This window comes from Duganella margarita (assembly GCF_009857535.1).
Taxonomy (GTDB): Bacteria; Pseudomonadota; Gammaproteobacteria; order Burkholderiales; family Burkholderiaceae_D; genus Rugamonas; species Rugamonas margarita.
The window spans coordinates 198,890-219,718 of the sequence record NZ_WWCS01000005.1 but is presented as its reverse complement, the minus strand read 5'-3'; the positions used below and the strand labels follow the sequence as shown (position 1 = coordinate 219,718).

The 20,829-nt window shown below is 67.2% G+C and carries 15 protein-coding genes; 9 read left to right on the top strand and 6 right to left on the bottom strand.

From position 1 onward, the window contains the following. Positions 1–200 precede the first annotated feature (200 nt). Positions 201–1,631: a FecR family protein gene (locus GTP55_RS10135; RefSeq protein WP_161044808.1), complete on the bottom strand. Its 1,431-nt coding sequence runs from the start codon at positions 1,629–1,631 to the stop codon at positions 201–203. A 227-nt stretch (positions 1,632–1,858) separates the two neighbouring features. Between GTP55_RS10135 and GTP55_RS10130 the strand changes: the two genes are divergently transcribed. From GTP55_RS10130 to GTP55_RS10090, 9 genes are all read left to right on the top strand, one after another. Next, positions 1,859–3,730 carry a CHASE2 domain-containing protein gene (locus GTP55_RS10130; protein WP_161044807.1) on the top strand — a complete coding sequence of 624 codons (1,872 nt, stop codon included), beginning with the start codon at positions 1,859–1,861 and terminating at the stop codon, positions 3,728–3,730. Continuing rightward, on the top strand, positions 3,727–4,995 hold the full coding sequence (locus GTP55_RS10125; RefSeq protein WP_161044806.1) for a tetratricopeptide repeat protein: 1,269 nt from the start codon (positions 3,727–3,729) through the stop codon (positions 4,993–4,995). The genes GTP55_RS10130 and GTP55_RS10125 overlap by 4 nt, the downstream gene beginning before the upstream one ends. 16 nt (positions 4,996–5,011) lie before the next feature. Further along, on the top strand, positions 5,012–5,758 hold the full coding sequence (locus tag GTP55_RS10120; RefSeq protein ID WP_161044805.1) for a Crp/Fnr family transcriptional regulator: 747 nt from the start codon (positions 5,012–5,014) through the stop codon (positions 5,756–5,758). Positions 5,759–5,893: 135 nt separating this feature from the next. Beyond that, a complete protein-coding gene (locus tag GTP55_RS10115) occupies positions 5,894–6,694 on the top strand; it encodes an ABC transporter permease (protein ID WP_161044804.1) in 801 nt (266 codons plus the stop codon). Continuing rightward, a complete protein-coding gene (locus GTP55_RS10110; RefSeq protein ID WP_161044803.1) occupies positions 6,691–7,929 on the top strand; it encodes an ABC transporter ATP-binding protein in 1,239 nt (412 codons plus the stop codon). The genes GTP55_RS10115 and GTP55_RS10110 overlap by 4 nt, the downstream gene beginning before the upstream one ends. Beyond that, complete coding sequence (locus tag GTP55_RS10105) at positions 7,926–9,419, top strand: FkbM family methyltransferase (protein WP_161044802.1); 1,494 nt, start codon at positions 7,926–7,928, stop codon at positions 9,417–9,419. The genes GTP55_RS10110 and GTP55_RS10105 overlap by 4 nt, the downstream gene beginning before the upstream one ends. Before the next feature lie 7 nt (positions 9,420–9,426). Continuing rightward, entirely contained in the window at positions 9,427–12,423 is a 2,997-nt protein-coding gene (locus GTP55_RS10100; RefSeq protein WP_161044801.1) for a glycosyltransferase, read from the top strand. 1 nt (position 12,424) lies between these two features. Continuing rightward, positions 12,425–13,603, top strand: coding sequence for a glycosyltransferase family 4 protein (locus GTP55_RS10095; protein WP_161044800.1), 1,179 nt, complete (start codon positions 12,425–12,427; stop codon positions 13,601–13,603). A 159-nt stretch (positions 13,604–13,762) separates the two neighbouring features. Next, complete coding sequence (locus GTP55_RS10090) at positions 13,763–15,205, top strand: UbiA family prenyltransferase (protein WP_229257853.1); 1,443 nt, start codon at positions 13,763–13,765, stop codon at positions 15,203–15,205. Between the two features lie 16 nt (positions 15,206–15,221). Here the strand turns inward: GTP55_RS10090 and GTP55_RS10085 are convergent, their stop codons facing one another. The 5 genes from GTP55_RS10085 to GTP55_RS10065 form a co-directional block, all read right to left on the bottom strand. Continuing rightward, complete coding sequence (locus tag GTP55_RS10085; protein WP_161044799.1) at positions 15,222–16,754, bottom strand: hypothetical protein; 1,533 nt, start codon at positions 16,752–16,754, stop codon at positions 15,222–15,224. Next, positions 16,754–17,491, bottom strand: coding sequence for an SDR family oxidoreductase (locus tag GTP55_RS10080; protein ID WP_161044798.1), 738 nt, complete (start codon positions 17,489–17,491; stop codon positions 16,754–16,756). The genes GTP55_RS10085 and GTP55_RS10080 overlap by 1 nt, the downstream gene beginning before the upstream one ends. A gap of 1 nt (position 17,492) precedes the next feature. Beyond that, on the bottom strand, positions 17,493–18,797 hold the full coding sequence (locus GTP55_RS10075; RefSeq protein ID WP_161044797.1) for an FAD-binding oxidoreductase: 1,305 nt from the start codon (positions 18,795–18,797) through the stop codon (positions 17,493–17,495). Continuing rightward, a complete protein-coding gene (locus GTP55_RS10070; RefSeq protein WP_161044796.1) occupies positions 18,797–19,198 on the bottom strand; it encodes a GtrA family protein in 402 nt (133 codons plus the stop codon). Before GTP55_RS10070 ends, GTP55_RS10075 begins: the two co-directional genes overlap by 1 nt. 92 nt (positions 19,199–19,290) lie before the next feature. Further along, the gene (locus tag GTP55_RS10065; RefSeq protein ID WP_161044795.1) at positions 19,291–20,769 is read right to left on the bottom strand and encodes a DEAD/DEAH box helicase; all 1,479 of its coding nucleotides are present in this window, start codon (positions 20,767–20,769) and stop codon (positions 19,291–19,293) included. Positions 20,770–20,829 lie beyond the last annotated feature (60 nt).

Genomic DNA, 20,829 nt, shown 5'->3' with positions numbered 1-20,829 from the left:
AGATTTATTGAAAATCAATGCATGGTTTTAATACCACGCTTTGACCGGCGACCACGGCATTAGTCATCCATTGAATTCGGGAAGAAATTAACACAGTATAAAAAAAGCAGGCGCCAGGCCTGCTTTCTCTTATCTCATCACCGCATTACTAATTACTATATAGATGAAACGCATATGCTTACGTTGAGTTGCTTGCCAACTTACTTGGTCCAGTAAGTCACGCCATTCACCACGCGCTTGTCATCCAGCCGGGAGGTGAATATATATGCGGCGCTGCCACCTTTCTCATTACTCAGTCCGCCACGCACCGTCATATTGGCGGACGTGTAGTACAAAAGATCACCCATTAACAAGCCGTCGCTGGTGACCCCGCCACCGGCCTGCAATTTGCTGCGCGTGCCGTCACTGACCAGATCAAACCCGGTGGTGAAGCGCGCAGTGTCGAAGTTGACCGACAACAAACCATTCTCGATCGACGCCAGCGACTGGGCTTTGGTGGCCGAATTCAACACCATCGCCTCGCCGCCCTGTAAATTGAACGCCACCGAACCGCGTTCCGGCGATTTAAAGACGTCCCCTGGACTACGGAAAATCGTATAGTAACTATTGCGGGCAATTTCCGTGTTGCCGGCAGCGGCCAGCGCGGCGTTATTGTTTTGGATGGCCTGGTCGGCCACGATCTGCCAACGCCCCCAAATCAGACGACTCGGATCGGCGGCAGGCTGCGCCGGCAAGCTCGGCGTGACGGGCTCCACCGGCGGCGTCACCACTACGCCCGGGTCGGGCGCGGTCACCGGCGTCTCGGGCGTGCTGACCGGCGGCGGCATCGTGGTGACCGGCGGCGTCAGCGATGCGGTTTTGATCAACTCCGCCTGATGCAGCAGGTTCTCGCCCTTTTTCGGATCCAGGCTCACTTCGCCCGGTGTGGCGCTGCTGGCGGCGCCGCCGCCCTTGCCGACCGGCTCATCCGAGCGCGGCGGCGCCACCACATCCGGCGACTGCGCGGAGTTATTCAGCAGTTGCGGCACGGCCTGGCCGCGTTTGACCTGCAGCATCTGCCCGACCTGGTTGGCTGCCAGTTCACGGCTGGCCGCGTGTTCGCACGGACCGCTGCCGGTGGGCGCACAGCTGCCGCCGAAGCCGCTAACTACGATGGCGCCGGAAATCACCGTCACGCGCGAGGTTTCCTGGTCGGTCGACACGGTAAAGTCGGTGCCGCGCACGCCGATTGCCGCCACCGGCGTATTGAAGCGGAAATTCTGCCGCGCCAGCTTGACGGCGTCGCCCGAGACGCTGCGCGCCACGCCGGACAGCAGTTCGAATTTGATCTGGGTCTTGCTCGGGTCGACCTTGTCAACATGATAAGTGACGATGCGCGCACGGCTGTCCGGGCGCAGGATCAGCAGCCCGTTGTCCACCGTCCTCAGGTAAACATACGCCTGCTTGCCGGTGGTGATTTCATCGCCTTCCTGGATGGCGTCATTCAGCGCCACGGCACGCGCGCCCACATGCACCGGGCCGGCGACAAACACGATGCGCCCGGCTTCCGCAGCCAGCGTACTGCCAGCGGACGTCACCAGCCCCAGCACGAAGGCCAGCTTCAGCGACCAGCGGTTGAATGTATGCGACATAATCAAAACTCCCTTTAAGTTCCCATTCTCCGCTGTATAGCCCATAATACTGTGATGGCAGTCACATTTTGCGGATTTTGACGATCTTAGTATAGCGGGCGCCACACTGGACTTCACTTTCTGCAACATTTGCTTACCTTATCGCCCACGGCAAGGTCGCCGGAAATCAAACTTGCAAAGTTACCATCTTTAACACTACACTCTCCGATTTCCCATTTGCAAGTTTAATGACGCTCACCGCTCTCCCACGCACCCGACTGTTTCTGGCGATCCGCCTGGCGGTGGCGCTGGCGGCCGTGCTATTGGGAATCGGCTTGCAGTGGTTGCCCTACGATATGGCAGCCTCGACGGCAAATGAATGGCTGCGCGACCATTTTGTCCGCATCAATGCCAGCCACGCGCCGGAACAGCGGCTGGTGGTGATCGATATCGACGAAAGCAGCCTCGCCAAGGCCGGCCCGTGGCCGTGGCCGCGCGAGCGCATTGCCAGCATGATCGAGTTGCTGATTGAAGACGGCGCGCGCGGCGTGGCGCTGGACCTGGTGATGCCGGAGCCGGCCGATGCCGGCGGCGACGCCCGGCTGGCCATGCTGGCGCGCTATGGGCCGCTGGTGATGCCGCATGCGTTTGACTTCGATGGCTATCGGCCGCTGCGCGTCGGTGCGCTGGGCGCCGGCATCGCCGCGCCGCTGCCGCGCGACGCGGTACGCGCCAATGGCTATATCAGCAACCACCCGGCCCTGCGCGCGGCCGCCCACGTCGGCAATATCGGCTTCATTCCCGACCGCGACGGCATGATCCGCCGGCTGCCGATGCAAACCTGGTTTGCCGGCCAGCGCTACCCGACCCTGTCGCTGGCCTTGCTCGATTGCTGCGCGGCGCCAGCGCTGCCCGGCACCCACGGCGCCACCGGCGGCATGGACGATGGCTGGGGCATGCGCCGCCTGCCCTACAGCCGCGCCTGGGAAGCCTACACCGTGGTGCCGGCCAGCCACATCCTCGACCAGCGCTGGCCGCGCCAGCTGATCGACGGCAAGCTGGTGCTGATCGGCTCGTCGTCGCTGGGCCTGGCCGACCGCGTCGCCACCCCGCTCTCGCCCAACACCAGCGGCCTGCTGGTGCACGCCGCCGCGCTGAGCGCCCAGCTGGATATCCGCAGCGGCGTGGCGCCGGCGCCGTGGCCCGGACGGCTGCTGGCGATCGCCTTCGGCCTGCTGGTGACGCTGATCGCCACCTATAGTTTTCCGCGGCTGGCGGCGTGGGCCAACATGCTGATGCTAGTGGCGGCCTCGCTGTTGTGGCTGACGCTGGCGTGGCGCCTGAGTCCGCACGACGCCGTGTTCAACGCCGCCGGCCCGTTGCTGGTGAACCTGTTCCTGCTGCTGGTGGCGGTGCCGCTGGCCTGGCAACGCAGCCAGCGCCAGTCGCGACAGCTGCTGGGCACGCTGCGCCAGTATGTGGCCGACGCCGTGGTGGATGAACTGTTGCGCAGCAACCTGGAAGATCCGCTGGAACCGCGCCACGGCGAAGTCACCACGCTGATCGCCGACATGGAAGGCTACACCAACCACGTGGCCGCGCTGCCGGTGGAGGCGGCGGCGCAGCTGACGCGCGATTTCCTCGAATGCCTGACGGGGCCGGTGCTGGAACGGCGCGGCACGCTCGACAAATTCACCGGCGACGGCCTGGTGGCGTTCTGGGGAGCGCCGCTGCCAGTGGCCGACCATGCCGACCAGGCACTGGACGCGGCGCTCGGCATCATTGCCGCCGTGCGCCGCTTCAACCAGCAGCGCCACGCCAGCGGCCAGCGGCCCGTGCGGGTGCGCATCGGCATCGAAAGCGGCATGGCGATGGCCGGCGATTTTGGCTCCTCGACGCGCAGCATATATACTGCGGTCGGCGACAGCGTCAATGTCGCCTCGCGGCTGGAGACGGCCGCGCGCGATCTGCCGCACGACGTCATCATCGGGCCCGGCACGGCGGCATTGAGCACACGACACCAGCTGATCAGATTGGGCGACATCACCTTGCGCGGGAAAGAACACCTCACCACCTTGTACACCTTGCGGGCCTTGAGCGATCCGGCGGTGCCCGCATGATGCTGCGCGCCTGTCGCTGGCTGGCCCTGGGCTGCGCGCTGCTGGCGCCGGCCACATGGGCGCAGCAGCAGCCGGTCGACATGCCGCCGCTGACGCCGCCGGCCGAGGCGCTGCCGCCGGCCGCCCAGGAGCCCGACCTCTACCTGGAGGCGCTGCAAGCCATTTCCGACGGCCGCAAGTCCGACGCCGGCGCCATCCTGACGCGCATGGTCCAGCGCGGCGCCCGCAACGCCGGCGAACTGCTCGACCTGGCCATGCTGCAGTGCGCGCTCGGCCGGGCCGACGAGGCCGAGGCGCTGTTTGTGACCATCGAAACCACCTTCAAGCCGCCCAAGGGCTTGCAGGCCATCATCGACGACCAGCGCCGCCAGGGCTGCATCCGCTGGAAGCGCCAGCAGCAATGGGGCGTCAACGTGGCCCGCGGCTACGATCACAATGTCAACCAGGGCGCCAGCAATCCCAACTACAGCGTCGACGGTGGCGAATTGACGCTGCCGGCCGAATACCGTCCCAAGGCCGACCACTACGCGACCGTCACGCTGGATTACGTTACCGACCTCAGCGAAAACGGCGATCTCGCCTATGTCCAGCTGTACGGCCGCCGCAATGACCACGAGTTTGACCACAACACCATCTCGGCGTTTGGCGGGATCGACCATCCATGGCGCTGGGGACGATGGAAATGGCGCGCCAGCGGCCTGGCCGGGGCGCTGACGCTGGGCGGCAAGATCTACCAGACCCAGACCCAGGCGCAATTACGGCTGACGCCGCCACTGCCGCTGCCACCGAGCATGGAGCTGTCGCTGGTCAGCGGCCTGACCCACCTCAAATACCGCACGCTGACCAACTTCGACTCCAACACCACCGAGCTGCGCAGCATCCTGTCGCACCGCGGCGACGACCATTTCGCCCAGCTCAGCGCCGGCGCCATGCGCGACCATGCGGTCGCCAGCCGCCCCGGCGGCGACCGCAATGGCTGGTCGTTCGGCGTCTCGACGCGCCAGGCGCTGGGCCATGGGCTGGAAGCGGAACTTGACTGGAATGCGCTGCAATGGAACGGCCAGCGCAGCTATTCGCCGGGTCTGATCGACGCCGTGCGCCGCCAGAACAGCCGCACGCTGCGCGCCAGCCTGAGTTATGCGGTGACCCCCAACAGCGCTATCCAGCTGGAGTGGCGCGCGATACGCAACAAGGAAAATATTTCAATCTTCCAATACGACAACCGGATCGTCCAACTGAGCTGGCGCTGGCGCGACGGCAAGTAGCGGCTACAATACGCTTATGAAAGACAGTCCACCCGAAAATACCACCGCCGCCGCAGATCCGGGACCGACGGTCAATGTGCAGATCCACCTGCGCCAGATCCCGTTGCTGTCCCAGCTCAGCGACGAGGAAATACTGGCGATCAAGGGCGATTTCCGCATCCGCCAGTACCCCAAACGCACCGTGGTGCTGCAAAAGGGCGGCAGCGGCGATGGTCTGCTGTTCCTGCTCAACGGCCAGTTGCAGGTGATCGACGTCACCGAGGATGGCCGCGCCATCGGCCTGCGCATGCTCAAGCCGGGCGACTTCTTCGGCGAAATCGCTGTCATCAGCGGCTCCACCCGCACCGCCTCGGTGGTGGCCATGAGCGACGTGATCGTCGCCTTCCTGCCGGCGCCGACCGCGCTGCACCTGTTTTCCCATTCGCCGTCGGTGGCCAACCAGATGTTGCGCCACCTGGCCGAGAAGATCCAGCGCGACTCGGAATTCCGCACCCTGCTCAGCATCAACAACACGGCGCGCCGGATTTTCGCTTTCCTGGCGATGCAAAAGAAAAGCCAGCCCGGCACCCCGGACGTGGTGGAAAACCTGCCGACCCACCAGGATATCGCCAACATGATCAACACCAGCCGCGAAACCGTCACCCGCGCGCTGGCGCAGCTGACCCAGCAAGGCATCATTCAGAAGGACAGCAATCGCCTGATCATCATCGACGCCCAGGCGTTGCAGCGGCTGGTGGACGGCAGCGACTCCAAGGCCGCCTGAACGCACCAGCAGTAACAGGCAGTAACAGAAGCGGTGACATCATGCAAAAACGCTATAATGCGCGCCGTCTTTCCACGGCTTTTTTATGACTAAGAATAACTTTATGCACACTATCGGCAACGCGGGAGCGCGCCGTTGAGCGCGTTGGCCCTGTTGGGCAACCTGAACAACTACCGCGGCTTCGTCCTCAGCAGCGTCCAGCGCGAATTCCAGCTGAAATACCGCAACTCCCTGCTGGGGGCGCTGTGGACCGTGCTCAGCCCACTGGCGATGATCGTGGTCTACACCGTGGTGTTCGCCCAGGTGATGCATTCGCGCCTGCCCGGCACCAGTTCCACCTTCGCCTACAGCATCTATCTGTGCGCCGGCGTGCTGACCTGGGGCCTGTTTGCCGAAATCACCGGCCGCGCCCAGACCATGTTCCTCGAGCATGCCGGCCTGATCAAAAAGATCAATTTCCCGCGCATCTGCCTGCCGGTGATCGTGGTGACCAATGCGCTGATTAACTTCGGCATCATCTTCGGCCTGTTCACCGGCTTCCTCGTCATCTCCGGCAACTTCCCCGGCTGGCCCTTCCTGGCGCTGATCCCGGTGCTGCTGGTGCAGATCGTCTTTTCCATCGGTCTCGGCCTGATCCTCGGCGTGCTCAACGTGTTTTTCCGCGACGTCGCCCAGTTCTACACCATCGCGCTGCAATTCTGGTTCTGGTTCACGCCGGTGGTGTATCCATCGACGGTGCTGCCGCCATCGGTCGCCGATTTGCTGGTGTGGAACCCGATGGCGCCGCTGATCATGTCCTACCAGCGCATCCTGGTCAACGGCCTGTGGCCGGAATGGGCCACGCTGCTGCCGGTGACGCTGCTGGCGCTGGTGCTGTGCCTGCTGGGCTTGAAGCTGTTCCGCAAACGCGGCGGAGAAATGGTGGACGAATTATGAACGGCAGTATCCAAGTATCCGGCCTGGGCAAATCGTACAAGCGCTACGCCAGCCACCGCGACCGCCTGCTGGAATGGCTGCTGCCGTTCGCCGGCGCGCGCCACGAAACCATCCACGTGTTGCAGGACATCAGCTTCGCGGTCGCGCCCGGCCAGGCGCTGGGCATCATCGGCGTCAATGGCGCCGGCAAGAGCACGCTGCTGAAAATGATCACCGGCACCGCCGCGCCAACCCGCGGCAGCGTCGCCATGCACGGCCGCGTGGCCGCCATGCTGGAGCTGGGCATGGGCTTCCATCCCGACTTCACGGGACGTCAGAACGTCTTCATGTCGGGCCAGCTGATCGGCCTCACCATGGACGAGCTGCATGCGCTGATGCCGGAGATCGAGGCGTTTGCCGAGATCGGCGACTACATCGACCAGCCGGTGCGCGTGTACTCCAGCGGCATGCAGATGCGGCTGGCGTTCGCGGTGGCCACCGCCAAGCGCCCCGACGTGCTGATCGTCGACGAGGCGCTGTCGGTCGGCGACGCCTATTTCCAGCACAAGAGCTTTGAGCGCATCCGCGCCTTCCGCACCCAGGGCACCACGCTGCTGATCGTCTCGCACGACAAGAGCGCGATCCAGTCGGTGTGCGACCGCGCCATCCTGCTCGAGCGCGGCCGCGTCAGCAAGGAAGGCCCGCCCGAGGAAATCATGGACTATTACAACGCCATGATCGCGGAAAAGGAAAACCAGACGGTGCGCCAGGAAGCCACCGACAGCGGCAAGCTGGCCACCATCTCTGGCACCGGCGAGGCCAGCGTGACCGACATCGCCATCCTCGACGCCAAGGGCGAGCGGGCCGAGATGCTGGCGGCCGGCGCCCCGGCCACGCTGCGCATCGAGGTCGCCATCCGGGCCGACATCGGCAACCTGACGCTGGGCATCCGCATCAAGGACCGGCTGGGCCAGAACATTTTCGGCACCAACACCCACCACATGGGCCAGCCGATCGGCGCGGTGCAGGCCGGCCAGCGCCTGACGGTCGATTTCGCCTTCCCGCTCGACCTCGGCGTCGGCAGCTATTCGGTCGCCACCGCGCTGCACAGCGCCGACACCCACCTGGTCGACAATTACGAGTGGCGCGACCTGGCGCTGGTGTTCAATGTGATGAATCTGAATCTGCCGTATTTCGAGGGCTGCACCTGGCTGGCGCCGGCGCTGTCGATCCAACGTCATGAAGGCTCCGCATGAACTTCGTTTCCTACGCCCCGAATTTTGAAGACGTGATGTTGTGGCGCGCGCTGCGCCACGTCGCGCATGGCTTTTACGTCGATGTCGGCGCCGGCGCCCCGGTGCTCGGCTCGGTCACCCAGGCGTTCTACCAGCGCGGCTGGCGCGGCATCAACCTGGAACCGGCGCGCGCGCTGCAGGAACGCCTGAGCGCCGCGCGCCCGGCCGACGTCACGCTGGCGCTGCTGGCCGGCAGCACGGACGGCGAAGCGCTGTTCTACGACAGCGGCGCCAGCCAGCGCTCCAGCACCGACGCCGAGCAGGCGCGCGCCTGCCGCACCGACGGCCTGGAAGTCATGCAGCGCCCGGTGCGGCAAACCACGCTGGACGCGATTTGCGAGGAGCATGCGGAAGGCGCGATCCACTTCGTCAACCTGGCCGTCAACGGCGCCGAGGCCGAGGTGCTGGCCGGCTTCGAGCTGGCGCGCTGGCAGCCATGGATCGTGCTGGTGCGCCAGCACCCGGACGATGCCGCGATTGCGGCGGCCATGCAGGCGGCACGCTACACACTGGCCTACCAGGACGGCGACAAATGCTACTACGTCAGCCCGCAGCAGGCGGCGCTGGCCGCCGTGCTGGCGCTGCCGCCGCACGCCGGCGACCAGTTCGTGCTGGCCGAAGACCACCACTACACCATGCCGCTGACCGCATGGCGCGAGCGCGCCGCCGCCGGCCTGGCGGCCGAACGCGCGGCGCAGGACTGGGTGGCAGCCCACGAACGCGGACTGCTCGAGCGCGCCGAGCATTTGCAACAGCAACTGACGCAGGCGCAGCTTGACCGCCAGCATACCGAACAGGCGCTTGCTCAGGCCCGTCTGGACCAGGAGCAGGCGCTGGCCCAACTCACCGGTGAGCTGCAGGCAGCCAACCAGCGCACCGCCGAACAAAGCGCGCGTGCCGATCATAACGATGCCCGCGCCGAAGCCCACGCGGCCGACGCCGCCCATCAGGTCACCCGGGTCGACGCCCTGGCGGTGCAGATGGAATGGCAGGTAGCGCACACGCGCCGCCTGCAGGGCGAACTGGATGCGATTTACCACAGCGTCGCCTGGCGCCTGGCACGGCCGATCCGCGGCGCCGTCAAGGCCGTCAAGTACCTGCGCCACCAGTTACGCCACCGGCTGTGGCAATGCCGCGACCTGGCCGCGCGCGCGCGCCGCCGCAGCCGCCAGAGCCTGACGGCGGTGGCCAAGGGCGTGGCGCGGCGCGCCATGCGCTTTATCCAGCGCCGTCCGGCACTGGACCATTTCCTGCGCCGCCAGCTGGGGCGCTCGCCACGCATGGTGCGCCTGCTGCGCACCATCGCCATGCGCAGCACGCAGGCGCCGGCCGACCAGGCCGGCGCCGCGCCGATGCTGCCGGCCGATACCCAGCCGGACCACTTGCCACCGGCCACCCGCCAGGTCTACGACCAGCTGCTGCAAGCCGTGCAGCGCGCCCGCAACCCATAATCAGACTATGCGCATTCTTCTCGACCTGCAGGCCTGCCAGGCCGCCAGCATGAACCGCGGCATCGGCCGCTACTCGCTCGCGCTGGCGCAAGCCATGCTGCGCAACGCCGGCAATCACCAGCTGCAAATCGTCCTCAACGGCCAGCTGGCCAAGGGCACCGCCGCCGTGCGCGCCGCCTTCGACGGCCTGCTGCCGCCCGACCAGATCAAGCTGTGCCACCTGCCCGGCCCGGTGTCCGAATACGATGAACGCAACGCCTGGCGCGTGCGCGCGGCGGAACAGCTGCGCAGCGCCTACCTGGCCAGCCTGAAGCCGGACGTGCTGCACGTGGCCAGCCTGTTCGAGGGCCTGAGCGACGACGCGGTGGTGTCCTGCCCGCCCGGCGAGCAGCGCTACGACACCGCCGTCACGCTGTACGACCTGATTCCGCTGCTGCGCAAGGAGGTCTACCTGACCGACGCGCGCGCGGCCGCCTGGTACTACCGCAAGCTGCAAGGGCTGAAGAACGCCGAACTGCTGCTGGCCATTTCCGGCCATTCGCGGCGCGAGGGCATCGAGGCACTGCAACTGGCGGAAGAGCGCGTGGTCAATATCTCGTCGGCGGTGGACAGCATGTTCCGGCCGCGCACGCTGAGCCCGGCCGACGCCGCCGCGCTGGAAGCCAAGTTCGGCATCCAGCGCAGCTTCATCATGTACACCGGCGGCGTCGACTACCGCAAGAATATCGAAGGCCTGATCGAAGCCTACGCCCTGCTGCCGGCGCCGCTGCGCGCGCAATACCAGCTGGCCGTGGTGTGCAGCATCCAGGACGTCGACCGCCACCGCCTGCTGCAATTGGCCGCCAAGTTCAAGCTGCCGGCCGGCGACGTGGTGCTGACCGGCTTTGTTTCCGACGACGACCTGCTGTCGCTGTACAACCGCGCCGCGCTGTTCGTGTTCCCGTCGCTGCAGGAAGGCTTCGGCCTGCCGGCGCTGGAAGCGATGTCGTGCGGCGTGCCGACCATCGGCTCGGACAGCAGCAGCATCCCGGAAGTGGTGGGCCGCGCCGACGCCCTGTTCGATCCGACCCGGCCGGCGGCGATCCGCGACAAGATGGCCGAAGTATTGAGCAACCCCGGCTTTGCCGCCGACCTGGCCGCGCACGGCCTGGAGCACGCCAAGCGATTCTCGTGGGACGCCAGCGCCCGGACCGCGCTGGCGGCCTTCGAGGAAGTCCACGCGCGCAATCACGCGGCGCGCAACGCCGCCGTGGCGGTGCAGGCCGCGCTGCCGGGCCGCCGCCCGCGCCTGGCATATGTCTCGCCGCTGCCGCCGGAACGCTCCGGCATTGCCGACTACAGCGCCGACCTGCTGCCGGAACTGGCGCGCTACTACGAGGTCGAACTGGTGCTGGCCCAGGACAACCTGGGCGACGCCTGGAGCGCCGCCAATTTCCCGCAACGTTCGGTGGCATGGTTTGAGCAGCACGCGCACCGCTACGACCGCATCATGTACCACTTCGGCAACTCGGCCTTCCACCAGCATATGTTCGGGCTGCTGGAGCGCCATCCGGGCGTGGTGGTCTTGCACGACTTTTACATGAGCGGCATCACCAACTACGCAGCCGGCGCCAGCCCGTATCCGAACGCCTACTGCCGCGCGCTGTACCTGTCGCACGGCTACCGCGCGCTGATCGACGAGGGCCGTGACGGCCGCGACGCCTCGGTGTACCAGTATCCGTGCAACCGTTCGGTGCTCGACCACGCGGCCGGCATGATCGTCCACTCGCAGCACGCGATCGACCTGGCCGAACACTGGTACGGCGCCGGCAGCGCCGCCGACTGGCAGATGATCCCGCTGCTGCGCATGCTGCCGGGCGCCATCGACAAGGCCGCCGCGCGCCGCGCGCTGGGCATACCCGACGGCCAGTTCCTGGTCTGCTCGTTCGGCATGGTGGCGGTGACCAAGTGCAACGACCAGATCGTTGAAGCCTGGCTCGGCAGCGAGCTGGCGCAGGACCCGGACGCCAAACTGGTGTTCATCGGCGCCAATGACGTGCTGCATTTCGGCCGCGCGCTGGAAACCCGCATCGGCAACCGCAAGGATATCGAGATCACCGGCTTCGCCAGCCCGGCCACCTACCGCCTGTACCTGGCTGCCGCCGACGCCGCCGTGCAGCTGCGCAGCCGGTCGCGCGGCGAGACCTCGGCCACCGTGCTCGATTGCCTGGCCTACCGGCTACCGACCGTGATCAATGCGCACGGCTCGGCGGCCGAAGTGCCGGACGACGTGGCCATCAAGCTGCCCGACCAGTTCACCGCACAGGAACTGGGCGACGCCCTGCTGCGCCTGCGCCGCGAGCCGCAACTGGCCGCGCGCCTGGCGCGCGCCGCCGGCGACTACATGGCCGCGGTGCACCACCCGGCCCGCATCGGCGCCACCTATCACGAGGTGATCGAGGGCTTCGCGCGCGACCATCCGCATGGCCTGCAACGCCAGGTGCTGCGCGGCCTGGCCGAAATCGACACCCAGGTGGCGCCGAGCGACGCCGACCTGCTGGCCAGCGCCGCCAGCCTGGCCGCCAACCGCGCCCGCCGCGGTCTGCCGCAGCTGCTGATCGACGTCAGCGCGCTGGCCGAGCCGGCGCGCCGTGGTCCGCAGGCGGCAGCGCAGGAACAGCTGCTGCTGACGCTGCTGACCGAGGCGCCGGCCGGCTACCGGACCGAGCCGGTGCAACTGGTCGACGGCCAGTACCGCTACGCGCGCCGCTACGCGCTGGATCTGATCGGCCGGCCGGAATTGCAGCTCGAGGACAGCCCGATCGAGTTGCAGGAAGGCGACCGCGTGCTGGCGCTGGACGCGGCGCCGGCAGCCCCGCTCGACAGCAACCAGCTGCGCGACCGCGGCGTGCCGCTGCTGCTGAGCGCCTGGCCGGGCCCGCAGCTGGCGGCCGACGCTGGCGCGCGCCTGCAGGCCGCGCTGGCCGCTGGCCGCGCCACCGACCTGACGCTGAGCGAGGCCTGAGATGAACGTCGCGCGCCAGTTGCTGGTCGACCTGTCGGTGCTGGTGCACCAGGACGATCATTCAGGCATCCAGCGCCTGGCGCGCAACCTGCTGCAGGCCTTGCAGGCGGCGCCGCCGGCCGGTTACGTCATCGCCCCGGTGTACGACGCCGGCGGCTACTATGCCTATGCCGAACAGCTGGCGCCGGCCGCCGACGGCGCCGCGCGCGCCATCCAGGTGCGCGCCGGCGATATCTTTCTCGGCCTCGACCTGTGCCCCGATCAACTGCCGCACAACCGCGCCGTGCTGGACGACCTGCGCCGCCACGGCGTGCGCCTGTACTTCGTGGTCTACGACCTGCTGCCGCTACTGATGCCGGCCATGTTCATCGAAGGCGCGGCGCCGTGGTTTGCGCGCTGGCTGGACACCGTGGCGGCTACTGCCGACGGCCTGCTGTGCATCTCGCACACGGTGGCCGATGAGCTGTGCGGCTGGCTGGAACAGCAGCGCATCGCCCGCGCCGGCACGCTGCGGGTGGCCGCCTTCCCGCTCGGCGCCGACTTTGAACACGACCCGGCCGCCGCGCTGCCGGCCCACACCGCAGTCAGCGCCGAGGAACAGCGGGTGCTGGACCAGCTGGCGCTGGCGCCGACCTTGCTGATGGTCGGCACGCTGGAGCCACGCAAGATGCACCACGCGGCGCTGGACGCCTTCGAGCAGCTGTGGGCCGCCGGCACGCCGGCGCAACTGGTCATCGTCGGCAAGCCTGGCTGGATGACCGAGACCCTGGCCGCGCGCATCGAGGCCCATCCCGAGCGGGGCCAGCGCCTGTTCTGGCTGCGCCACGCCGGCGATGCCACGCTGCGCCAGCTGTACCGCCGCAGCACCGCGCTACTGGCGGCTTCGGCCGGCGAAGGCTACGGCCTGCCACTGATCGAGGCGGCGCACCATGGCCTGCCCATCATCGCCCGCGACATCCCGGTCTTCCGCGAAGTCTGCGGCGACCACGCCTGGTATTTCGACGGCGACGCCGCCACCCTGGCGGCGGCCCTGACCGAGTGGCTGGTGCTGCATGCGGCCGGCCGGGCGCCGGCGTCGGCGGCGCTACCGCGCCACGACTGGGCCGACAGCGCGCGCGCGCTGAGCAGCCTGTTGCTGGACGAACAAGGCTGGCGCGTGGCGCCCACCTGCTGGCTGTAGTCAACGCCGCCCCGCCGGCGTGCATAGCTATTGTGGCTTTATTTCTTTTCTTGCAATCGTCAAATATAATAGCTGGTCTTTCATACCAAGAGTTTCCATGACCTCGCGCCACCTTTTGCTTGCTCCCCGCCCCCTTTGCAATCTGCCACGGCGCCCATCATGATGCGCCGGGACGATCCCATTCCGCTGGTCGTCGACCTGGACGGCACGCTGCTGCGTTCCGATCTGCTGCTGGAATCGGCGCTGGCCTACACCCGCGCCCAACCGCTGCGGCTGCTGGCGCCGCTGGCCTGGCTGGCGGGTGGCAAGGCCCACCTGAAACAGCGGCTGGCGCAGGCCGCCGAGATCGACGTCACCACCCTGCCCTACGATCAGCGGGTACTGGACCTGATCGGGCGCGAGCGCGCCGCCGGACGCCGCATCGTGCTGGCCACCGCCAGCCACCAGCTGTATGCCGAGCGCATCGCCGCCCACCTGCAACTGTTCGATGAGGTGCTGGCCACCGAAAACGGCGTCAATCTGTCGGCCGAGCGCAAGCGCGACCGCCTGCTGCAGCAGTATGGCCAGCGCGGCTACGATTACGCCGGCAATTCCAACGATGACCTGCCGGTGTGGGCGGCGGCGCGCCATGCCTACGTGGTCAGCGCCGGCGGCCGGCTGCAGCGCCGCGCCGCCGCGCTGGGCAACGTCGCCGCCGTCATGGCGCCGGTCGCGCCGCTGCAACAGCTGCGCACCATGCTGCGCGCCATGCGCGTGCACCAGTGGGTCAAGAACGTGCTGATCTTCCTGCCGCTGCTGGCCGCGCACGCGGCCAACCAGCCGACGCGCGTGCTGGCCGGGGTGCTGGCGTTTATCTGCTTCAGCCTGTGCGCCTCCAGTGTCTACCTGCTCAACGACCTGCTCGACCTGCCCGACGACCGCCGCCACAAGAGCAAGCGCAAGCGGCCGTTCGCGGCCGGCCAGCTGTCGCTCGGCATCGGCATGGCGCTGGCGCCGCTGTTGCTGCTGGCCGCCTTCGGGCTGGCGCTGTGGCTGCTGCCGTGGCGCTTCAGCGCGGTGCTGCTGGCGTATTACGCCATCACGCTCGGTTATTCGCTGTATCTGAAACGGCTGATGGCGCTGGACGCCATCACGCTGGCCGCGCTGTACACGCTGCGCCTGATCGCCGGCGCCGCCGCCTTCGCCGTGCCGCTGACCTTCTGGCTGCTGGCGTTCTCGATGTTCATCTTCCTCAGCCTGGCGCTGGTGAAGCGCTACGCCGAACTGCGCGAAGCGCGGCGCCGCGGCGAAACCGCCCAGGCCAGCGGCCGCGGCTACTTCCCCGGCGACCTCGAAATGATTTCCTCGCTGGGCGCGGCGTCCGGCTATCTGTCGGTGCTGGTGCTGGCGCTGTACACCCAGGATCGCGCCACGGTGGCGCTGTACAGCCGGCCGCAGCTGATCTGGCTGGCCTGCCCGCTGCTGCTGTTCTGGGTCACCCGCACCTGGATGCTGACCCACCGCGGCCAGATGCACGACGACCCGGTGGTGTTCGCGCTGAAGGACCGCGCCAGCCTGCTGGTCGGCCTGCTGTTCGCGCTGATTTTCTGGGGCGCCAGCTAAGCCGGCACCCGCCGTCTTATTTCGGCGGCGCCAGCGGCTGCACGCCGTCACGCGGATACACCAGGATATTCAGCGCCCCGCAGTGCACCACCGCCTGCGGCGGCCCGTTGCGGGCGATCACCACTCCGGCCTGCGGCCGGTCGAGATCGGCCGGATCGGTGGTCACCAGCGCAAAATCGTAGCGCGGCTGGTAATTGCCGGCGGTGGTGATCCAGTGGTGTTCACGCAGGTCGATGGCGGCCAGCGCGATCACCGGCTTGCGCTGGCTGGCCATTGCCACCCAGGCCGCATCCCAATAGCCGGCGTAGCCGCGGCGCAGATCGTACTGCGCGAACACGCGGTCGGCACAGGCGATCTCGGCGGGATAATATTCGTGCTGAACCGGTCCGGCGCGCCCCACCGCCTGGCACAGGGGAAACGCCAGCAGCGCACCGCCCAGCAGCAGCGTCAGGCCGCCGTGCCGGCGCACCTGCTCACCGCGCCATTGCGCCGCCAGCGACCAGCCTAATGCGGGGCCCAGCAAAACTGGCAACAGGAAGGCGGGAATCAGATAGCGGTCGGTCGGCGCGCGGTCCGACAGCGTCATCGCCAGCAGCAGGCCGGCGCTGCTCGCCAAATTCAGCATAAACAGCCAGGCGGCGTGGCTGTCGCGCAGCCGCCAACCACGATTCAGCAGCGTGCCCGGCGCCAGCACAACCAGCAGCGCATAGTAGCCGGTGCTGTACAGCGCGAGCAGCGGATAGTGCTGCCACACCACGGCGCTGATGTCGGCCAGCGCGCGCAAGTTGGCGGCGGCCAAGCGCGCTGTCAGATGCCACGGCATGCTGACGCCATGGGCCACCAGCAGTTTCCATTTGTATAGCGCCACGCCGGCCATGCAGCCGGCCAGCAACACCAGCGCAAGCGGACGCCAGTTACTGAGTCGCGCGCGCAACAACACCAGCAGCGCCAGCGCCGGCAGCACGAATTGCAGCGCGTACAGACGATCGGACAGCACCATCAGCGTGGTCAGCGCCAGCACCGCCGCCAACTGGCCGCGCGTGGCCGGCCGGTCCAGCCGCGGCAGTAACAGCGCTGCCCCGCCCAGCAGCGCCAGCATGGCGCCGAAGTGATAGCTCGCCAGCATCACGTACAGGTAAGGGAAGACGCCATTCACCGCCGGCAGGCAGATCACCACCGTACCCAGCGCCGCCGCCGCCAGCGCATTGGAGGTGCGGGTGAAGCGGCGCAACAGCAGCGCGCTCAGGCCCCACATCAGCAGCGCCTGCAGCGCCATGACGCCGGCCAGCGCCGGATAGACGGCGCCGCTCAGCCAGCGCATGCCAAAATACAACGGCCAGTCGGGAAAAAAATACGGCGCCGGCGTCAGGAACCAGGCCGACAGCCGGCCGCCGCGCTCGAACAGGTCGTAGTACAGCGCAGCCAGGTAGCTGGCATCGGAATTGAAGAACAGCGACGCCGTAATGCCCTGCTTCATATACATCAGCGCCAGGCAGACGGCCGCCAGTGCGGCCAGCAGGGCCGCCGCGATCGATTGCACGGCGCGCATTACAGGCTGAGTTTTTTGAAGATGGTTTCCGGAATGGCGCGGATGATGGCCATGATGCCCCACCAGAAGAACGGCGTGTACAGCACGTTGCGCTGGCCGTCCATGGCCTTGACGATGGCGCCGCCGACCTGCTCCGGCGTGGCCCATAACGGTCCCTTGGGGAAGGCGGCCGTCATCGGCGTGTCGACGAAGCCGGGCTTGATGGTCAGCACGTGCACGCCGGACTTGAACAGGCGGTTGCGCAGGCCCTGCAGGAAGATCGCCAGCATGCCCTTGGCGCTGCCGTACACGTAGTTGGACTGGCGGCCGCGGTCGCCGGCCACCGAGCCGATCACGGCGATGGTGCCGCTGCGCTGCGCCTCGAAGCGGTTGGCGATCAGGGTCAACAGCGAGATCACACTCAGCGCATTGGTACTGATTTCCTGCAGCGCCAGCGTGGCGTCGGTCTGGCAGGCCTGCTGGTCCGGCAGCGTGCCGTGGGCGATCAGCACCGCGTCCAGGCCGCCGAGGGCGGCGGCGGCGCGCTCCAGCGTGGCGGCGTGCTGATCGAAGTCGTTGGCGTCGAACGGCGCGCCGGCAGTCATGGCGGCGCCGCGGATTTTCAGGTCGACCAGCAGCGCCTCCAGGCGCTCGCCGTTGCGGGCCAGCAGGTACAGCGCATCGCCGCGCTGGGCGAAGCGGCGCGCGGCGGCTTCGGCGATGGCGGAGGTGGCGCCGATGATGAGGATTTTTTGCATGTCAGAGTCCAAGACGGGTGGATTGGCAGGAAGCGAACGCGCCGACGGCGCCGTAGTCGCGTCGCACCTGCTGGAAGGCGGAAAGTTGCGGATAACTGCGCTGGAAGGTGGCGTGGCTCATGCGCGCATCCTTGGCCAGGTAATGGCGGCCGCCGGCGGCCAGCACCATGGCGTCCAGTTCGTCCAGCAGCGGCAGCAGGCCGGCTTCCAGCTTGAAGTCGAGCGCCAGCGTATAACCTTCCAGCGGGAACGACAGGAAGTTGTCGTTGGCCGGACCGAAGGTCTTCAGCACCGCCAGGAAGGAGCCGCGCCCGGACGCGGCGATGCGCGCCAGGATCGCCTGCAGCGCCGCCGTGCCGGCCGCGCGCGGAATCACGAACTGGTACTGCACGAAGCCGGCCTTGCCGTACAGGCGGTTCCAGTGCAGCAGGCCGTCGAGCGGGTAGAAATACGGTTCGTAGTGCACCCGCGCGTGGGTGCTGCGTGGCAAGTGGTAGTACAGCTGGTTGAAGGCGCCGATGGTGTGGCGGTTCATCAACTGCGGCGGCAGGTCGAGCGGCACCGTGCGGCTGCGCTTGGGCAGCGCCGCCAGCCCGCCCTGCTCGGCGTGCTCGCCCAGCATCAGCAGCGAGCGCCCCAGGCGCGGGCCATTGGCGCCGCTGACGCAATCGATCCAGGCCACCGAATAAGTGGCGGCGCGGTGCTGTTCGAACAGCGCCAGCACCTCGCCCAGCGAGCGCGCGCGCAGCGTGGTCTGGTCGATATAGGCGCTGGCCACGCGCCGCATGCGTAGCGTGACAGTCAGCAAGATGCCGGTCAGCCCCATGCCACCGCAGGTGGCGCGGAACAGCTCGGGATGGGCGCTGCGCGAACACTCCAGCACGCGGCCATCGGCCAGCAGCAGTTCGAACGACAGCACGTGGGCGCTGAAGCAGCCGTCCAGGTGGTGGTTCTTGCCGTGCACATCGCTGGCGACGGCGCCGCCCAGCGTGACGAATTTGGTGCCCGGCGTGACCGGCAGGAACCAGCCCTGCGGCAGCAGCACGTCCAGCAGGTCGGCCAGCGTGGCGCCGGCTTCGGCCCGCAGCACGCCGCTGGCCGGGTCGAAGTCCAGCAGCAGGTGACGGCGGGTGTTGTCGATCACCAGCGGCGCGATCGCACTGTCGCCGTAGCTGCGGCCCAGGCCGCGCGCGATCAGCGGCTGGCCAGCGCGCGCGGCCAGCAGGCGCGCGGTGTCACTGGCGCCGGCTGGCGTGAGTACCGTGGCCTCGGCCACCGGATAACGTCCCCAGCCGTGCAAGCGCATCAGGCCGCCACCGAAGTAAACACGTAGCGCTTGTCCAGCTGGTACTTGCACAGGTAGCCGATACCCAGGCCCAGGCCGGCGCCGAGGTAGCGTCCTTCGCGGCTGCCGAACAAGTGGTTGAAACCGAACTCGAAGCCCCAGAAAATCACTGTGGTGGCCAGGCCGGCGGTGGCGTACAGCACGAACACGCGGCTGTCATGGCCGAGGTTGTCGGCGCGGAAGCGGAAGATGTAGCGCTTGTCCAGCACGTATTTGAGCACCAGGCCGGCGCCGGTGCCGACGATCATGGCCAGCAGCAGATGATAGGGGCCGGCATACACGCGGGTACACAAGTCCTGCACGGCAATGTTGAAGAGCGTGGCGATGATCGCCAGCAGCAGATAGGTACGTGCCAGTTTCATTTACGAAAGAATAATGTTTGCGCATTGAATAATACATTATTGCCGCATGCTGCGCAGAAAAAAACCGCTCGACTGAGCGGTTTTTCGGCAAGTTACTTGGGTACGCCGCCCAGCAGGAAGGCCAGCTTGGGCTTGGCCTTGGTGAGCGCGCCGCCAGTCGCTGGCGCCGGCGCTGGCGCGGTCTTGGCCGGCTCATAGGGTTTGAGGAACCATGGATCGACTTTCTCGCGGCGCGGCGGACCGCCGCCACCCAGGCTGCGCGGCGGACGTTCGCTGCGCTCGGCAGGACGGCCGGCCGGCGCGCGGCCGATGTCTTCGGTGCGGCGCGGACGGCGTTCGCCGCGCTCGTCGGCAAAGCTCGGGGCCGGATTGAAACCTTCCGGCTCGGCGCGGCGGATGGTCTGCTTGATCAGTTTTTCGATATCGACCAGCAGGCGCTCGTCCTTGTCCGAATAGATCGAGATGGCGTCGCCCGAGGCGCCGGCGCGGCCGGTGCGGCCGATGCGGTGCACATAGTCTTCGGCGTTGTACGGCAGGTCGTAGTTGATCACGCACGGCAGGTCGGAGATGTCGAGGCCGCGGGCGGCGACGTCGGTCGCCACCAGGATGTCGATCTCGCCCTTCTTGAACGCGTCCAGCGCCGCCATGCGTTCCTGCTGCGTGCGGTCGCCATGGATCGCCACCGCCTTCATGCCTTCGCGTTCCAGCTCGCGCGCCAGGCGCGAGGCGCCCAGCTTGGTGTTGGAGAAGATGATCACCTGCTTGAGCTCGCGCTGGCGCAGGATGTGCGCGGTCAGCGCATGCTTCTGGTTCTCGGCGATCTTGTAGACCACCTGGGTCACCTTGTCGGCGGTCTGGTTGCTGCGCGCCACTTCAATGGTGATCGGGTCGGTCAGGAAGGTGTTGGCCAGCTTCTTGATTTCCGGCGAGAAGGTGGCCGAGAACATCAGGTTCTGGCGCTTCTTCGGCAGCAAATTGATGATGCGCTGCAGGTCCGGCAGGAAGCCCATGTCCAGCATGCGGTCGGCTTCGTCCATGACCAGCATCTGCACTTGGCCCAGGCTGATGTTCTTTTGCTCCACGTGGTCCAGCAGGCGGCCCGGGGTGGCGATGACGATTTCCACGCCGGCCTTCAGGATCACGGTCTGCGGCTTCATGTCCATGCCGCCGAACACCACGGTCGAGCGCAGCGGCGTGTGCACCGCGTAGGCCTTGACGTTCTCGGCCACCTGCACCGCCAGTTCGCGGGTCGGCGTCAGGATCAGCGCGCGCACCGGGTGCCGCGCCGGCGAGGTGCTGGTGCTGGCCTGCGCCAGCAGCATCTGGATGATCGGCAGCGCAAAGCTGGCGGTCTTGCCGGTACCGGTCTGGGCCGCGCCCATGACGTCGCGGCCTTGCAGCAGCACAGGGATCGCCTGGGCCTGGATCGGCGTCGGGTGCACGTAGCCTTGGTCGTTCAGCGCGCGCAGGATATCGGGCGACAGCCCGAAATCGGCGAAACGGACAGGGGCGGCGGCAGCGACAGCGACCTGCTCGGGGACGGTAGGGGTGGTGATCTCGGTATCGGACATATTCTGGACGGATGGTGAAGCGCCGTAAACTATACCCTACTTTTTGACAACTGCGCTAAA

Coding starts and splice junctions, on each gene's coding strand:
- GTP55_RS10135 (WP_161044808.1), bottom strand. CDS start 1,631: ATGTCGCATACATTCAACCGCTGGTCGCTGAAGCTGGCCTTCGTGCTG.
- GTP55_RS10130 (WP_161044807.1), top strand. CDS start 1,859: ATGACGCTCACCGCTCTCCCACGCACCCGACTGTTTCTGGCGATCCGC.
- GTP55_RS10125 (WP_161044806.1), top strand. CDS start 3,727: ATGATGCTGCGCGCCTGTCGCTGGCTGGCCCTGGGCTGCGCGCTGCTG.
- GTP55_RS10120 (WP_161044805.1), top strand. CDS start 5,012: ATGAAAGACAGTCCACCCGAAAATACCACCGCCGCCGCAGATCCGGGA.
- GTP55_RS10110 (WP_161044803.1), top strand. CDS start 6,691: ATGAACGGCAGTATCCAAGTATCCGGCCTGGGCAAATCGTACAAGCGC.
- GTP55_RS10105 (WP_161044802.1), top strand. CDS start 7,926: ATGAACTTCGTTTCCTACGCCCCGAATTTTGAAGACGTGATGTTGTGG.
- GTP55_RS10100 (WP_161044801.1), top strand. CDS start 9,427: ATGCGCATTCTTCTCGACCTGCAGGCCTGCCAGGCCGCCAGCATGAAC.
- GTP55_RS10095 (WP_161044800.1), top strand. CDS start 12,425: ATGAACGTCGCGCGCCAGTTGCTGGTCGACCTGTCGGTGCTGGTGCAC.
- GTP55_RS10090 (WP_229257853.1), top strand. CDS start 13,763: ATGATGCGCCGGGACGATCCCATTCCGCTGGTCGTCGACCTGGACGGC.
- GTP55_RS10085 (WP_161044799.1), bottom strand. CDS start 16,754: ATGCGCGCCGTGCAATCGATCGCGGCGGCCCTGCTGGCCGCACTGGCG.
- GTP55_RS10080 (WP_161044798.1), bottom strand. CDS start 17,491: ATGCAAAAAATCCTCATCATCGGCGCCACCTCCGCCATCGCCGAAGCC.
- GTP55_RS10075 (WP_161044797.1), bottom strand. CDS start 18,797: ATGCGCTTGCACGGCTGGGGACGTTATCCGGTGGCCGAGGCCACGGTA.
- GTP55_RS10070 (WP_161044796.1), bottom strand. CDS start 19,198: ATGAAACTGGCACGTACCTATCTGCTGCTGGCGATCATCGCCACGCTC.
- GTP55_RS10065 (WP_161044795.1), bottom strand. CDS start 20,769: ATGTCCGATACCGAGATCACCACCCCTACCGTCCCCGAGCAGGTCGCT.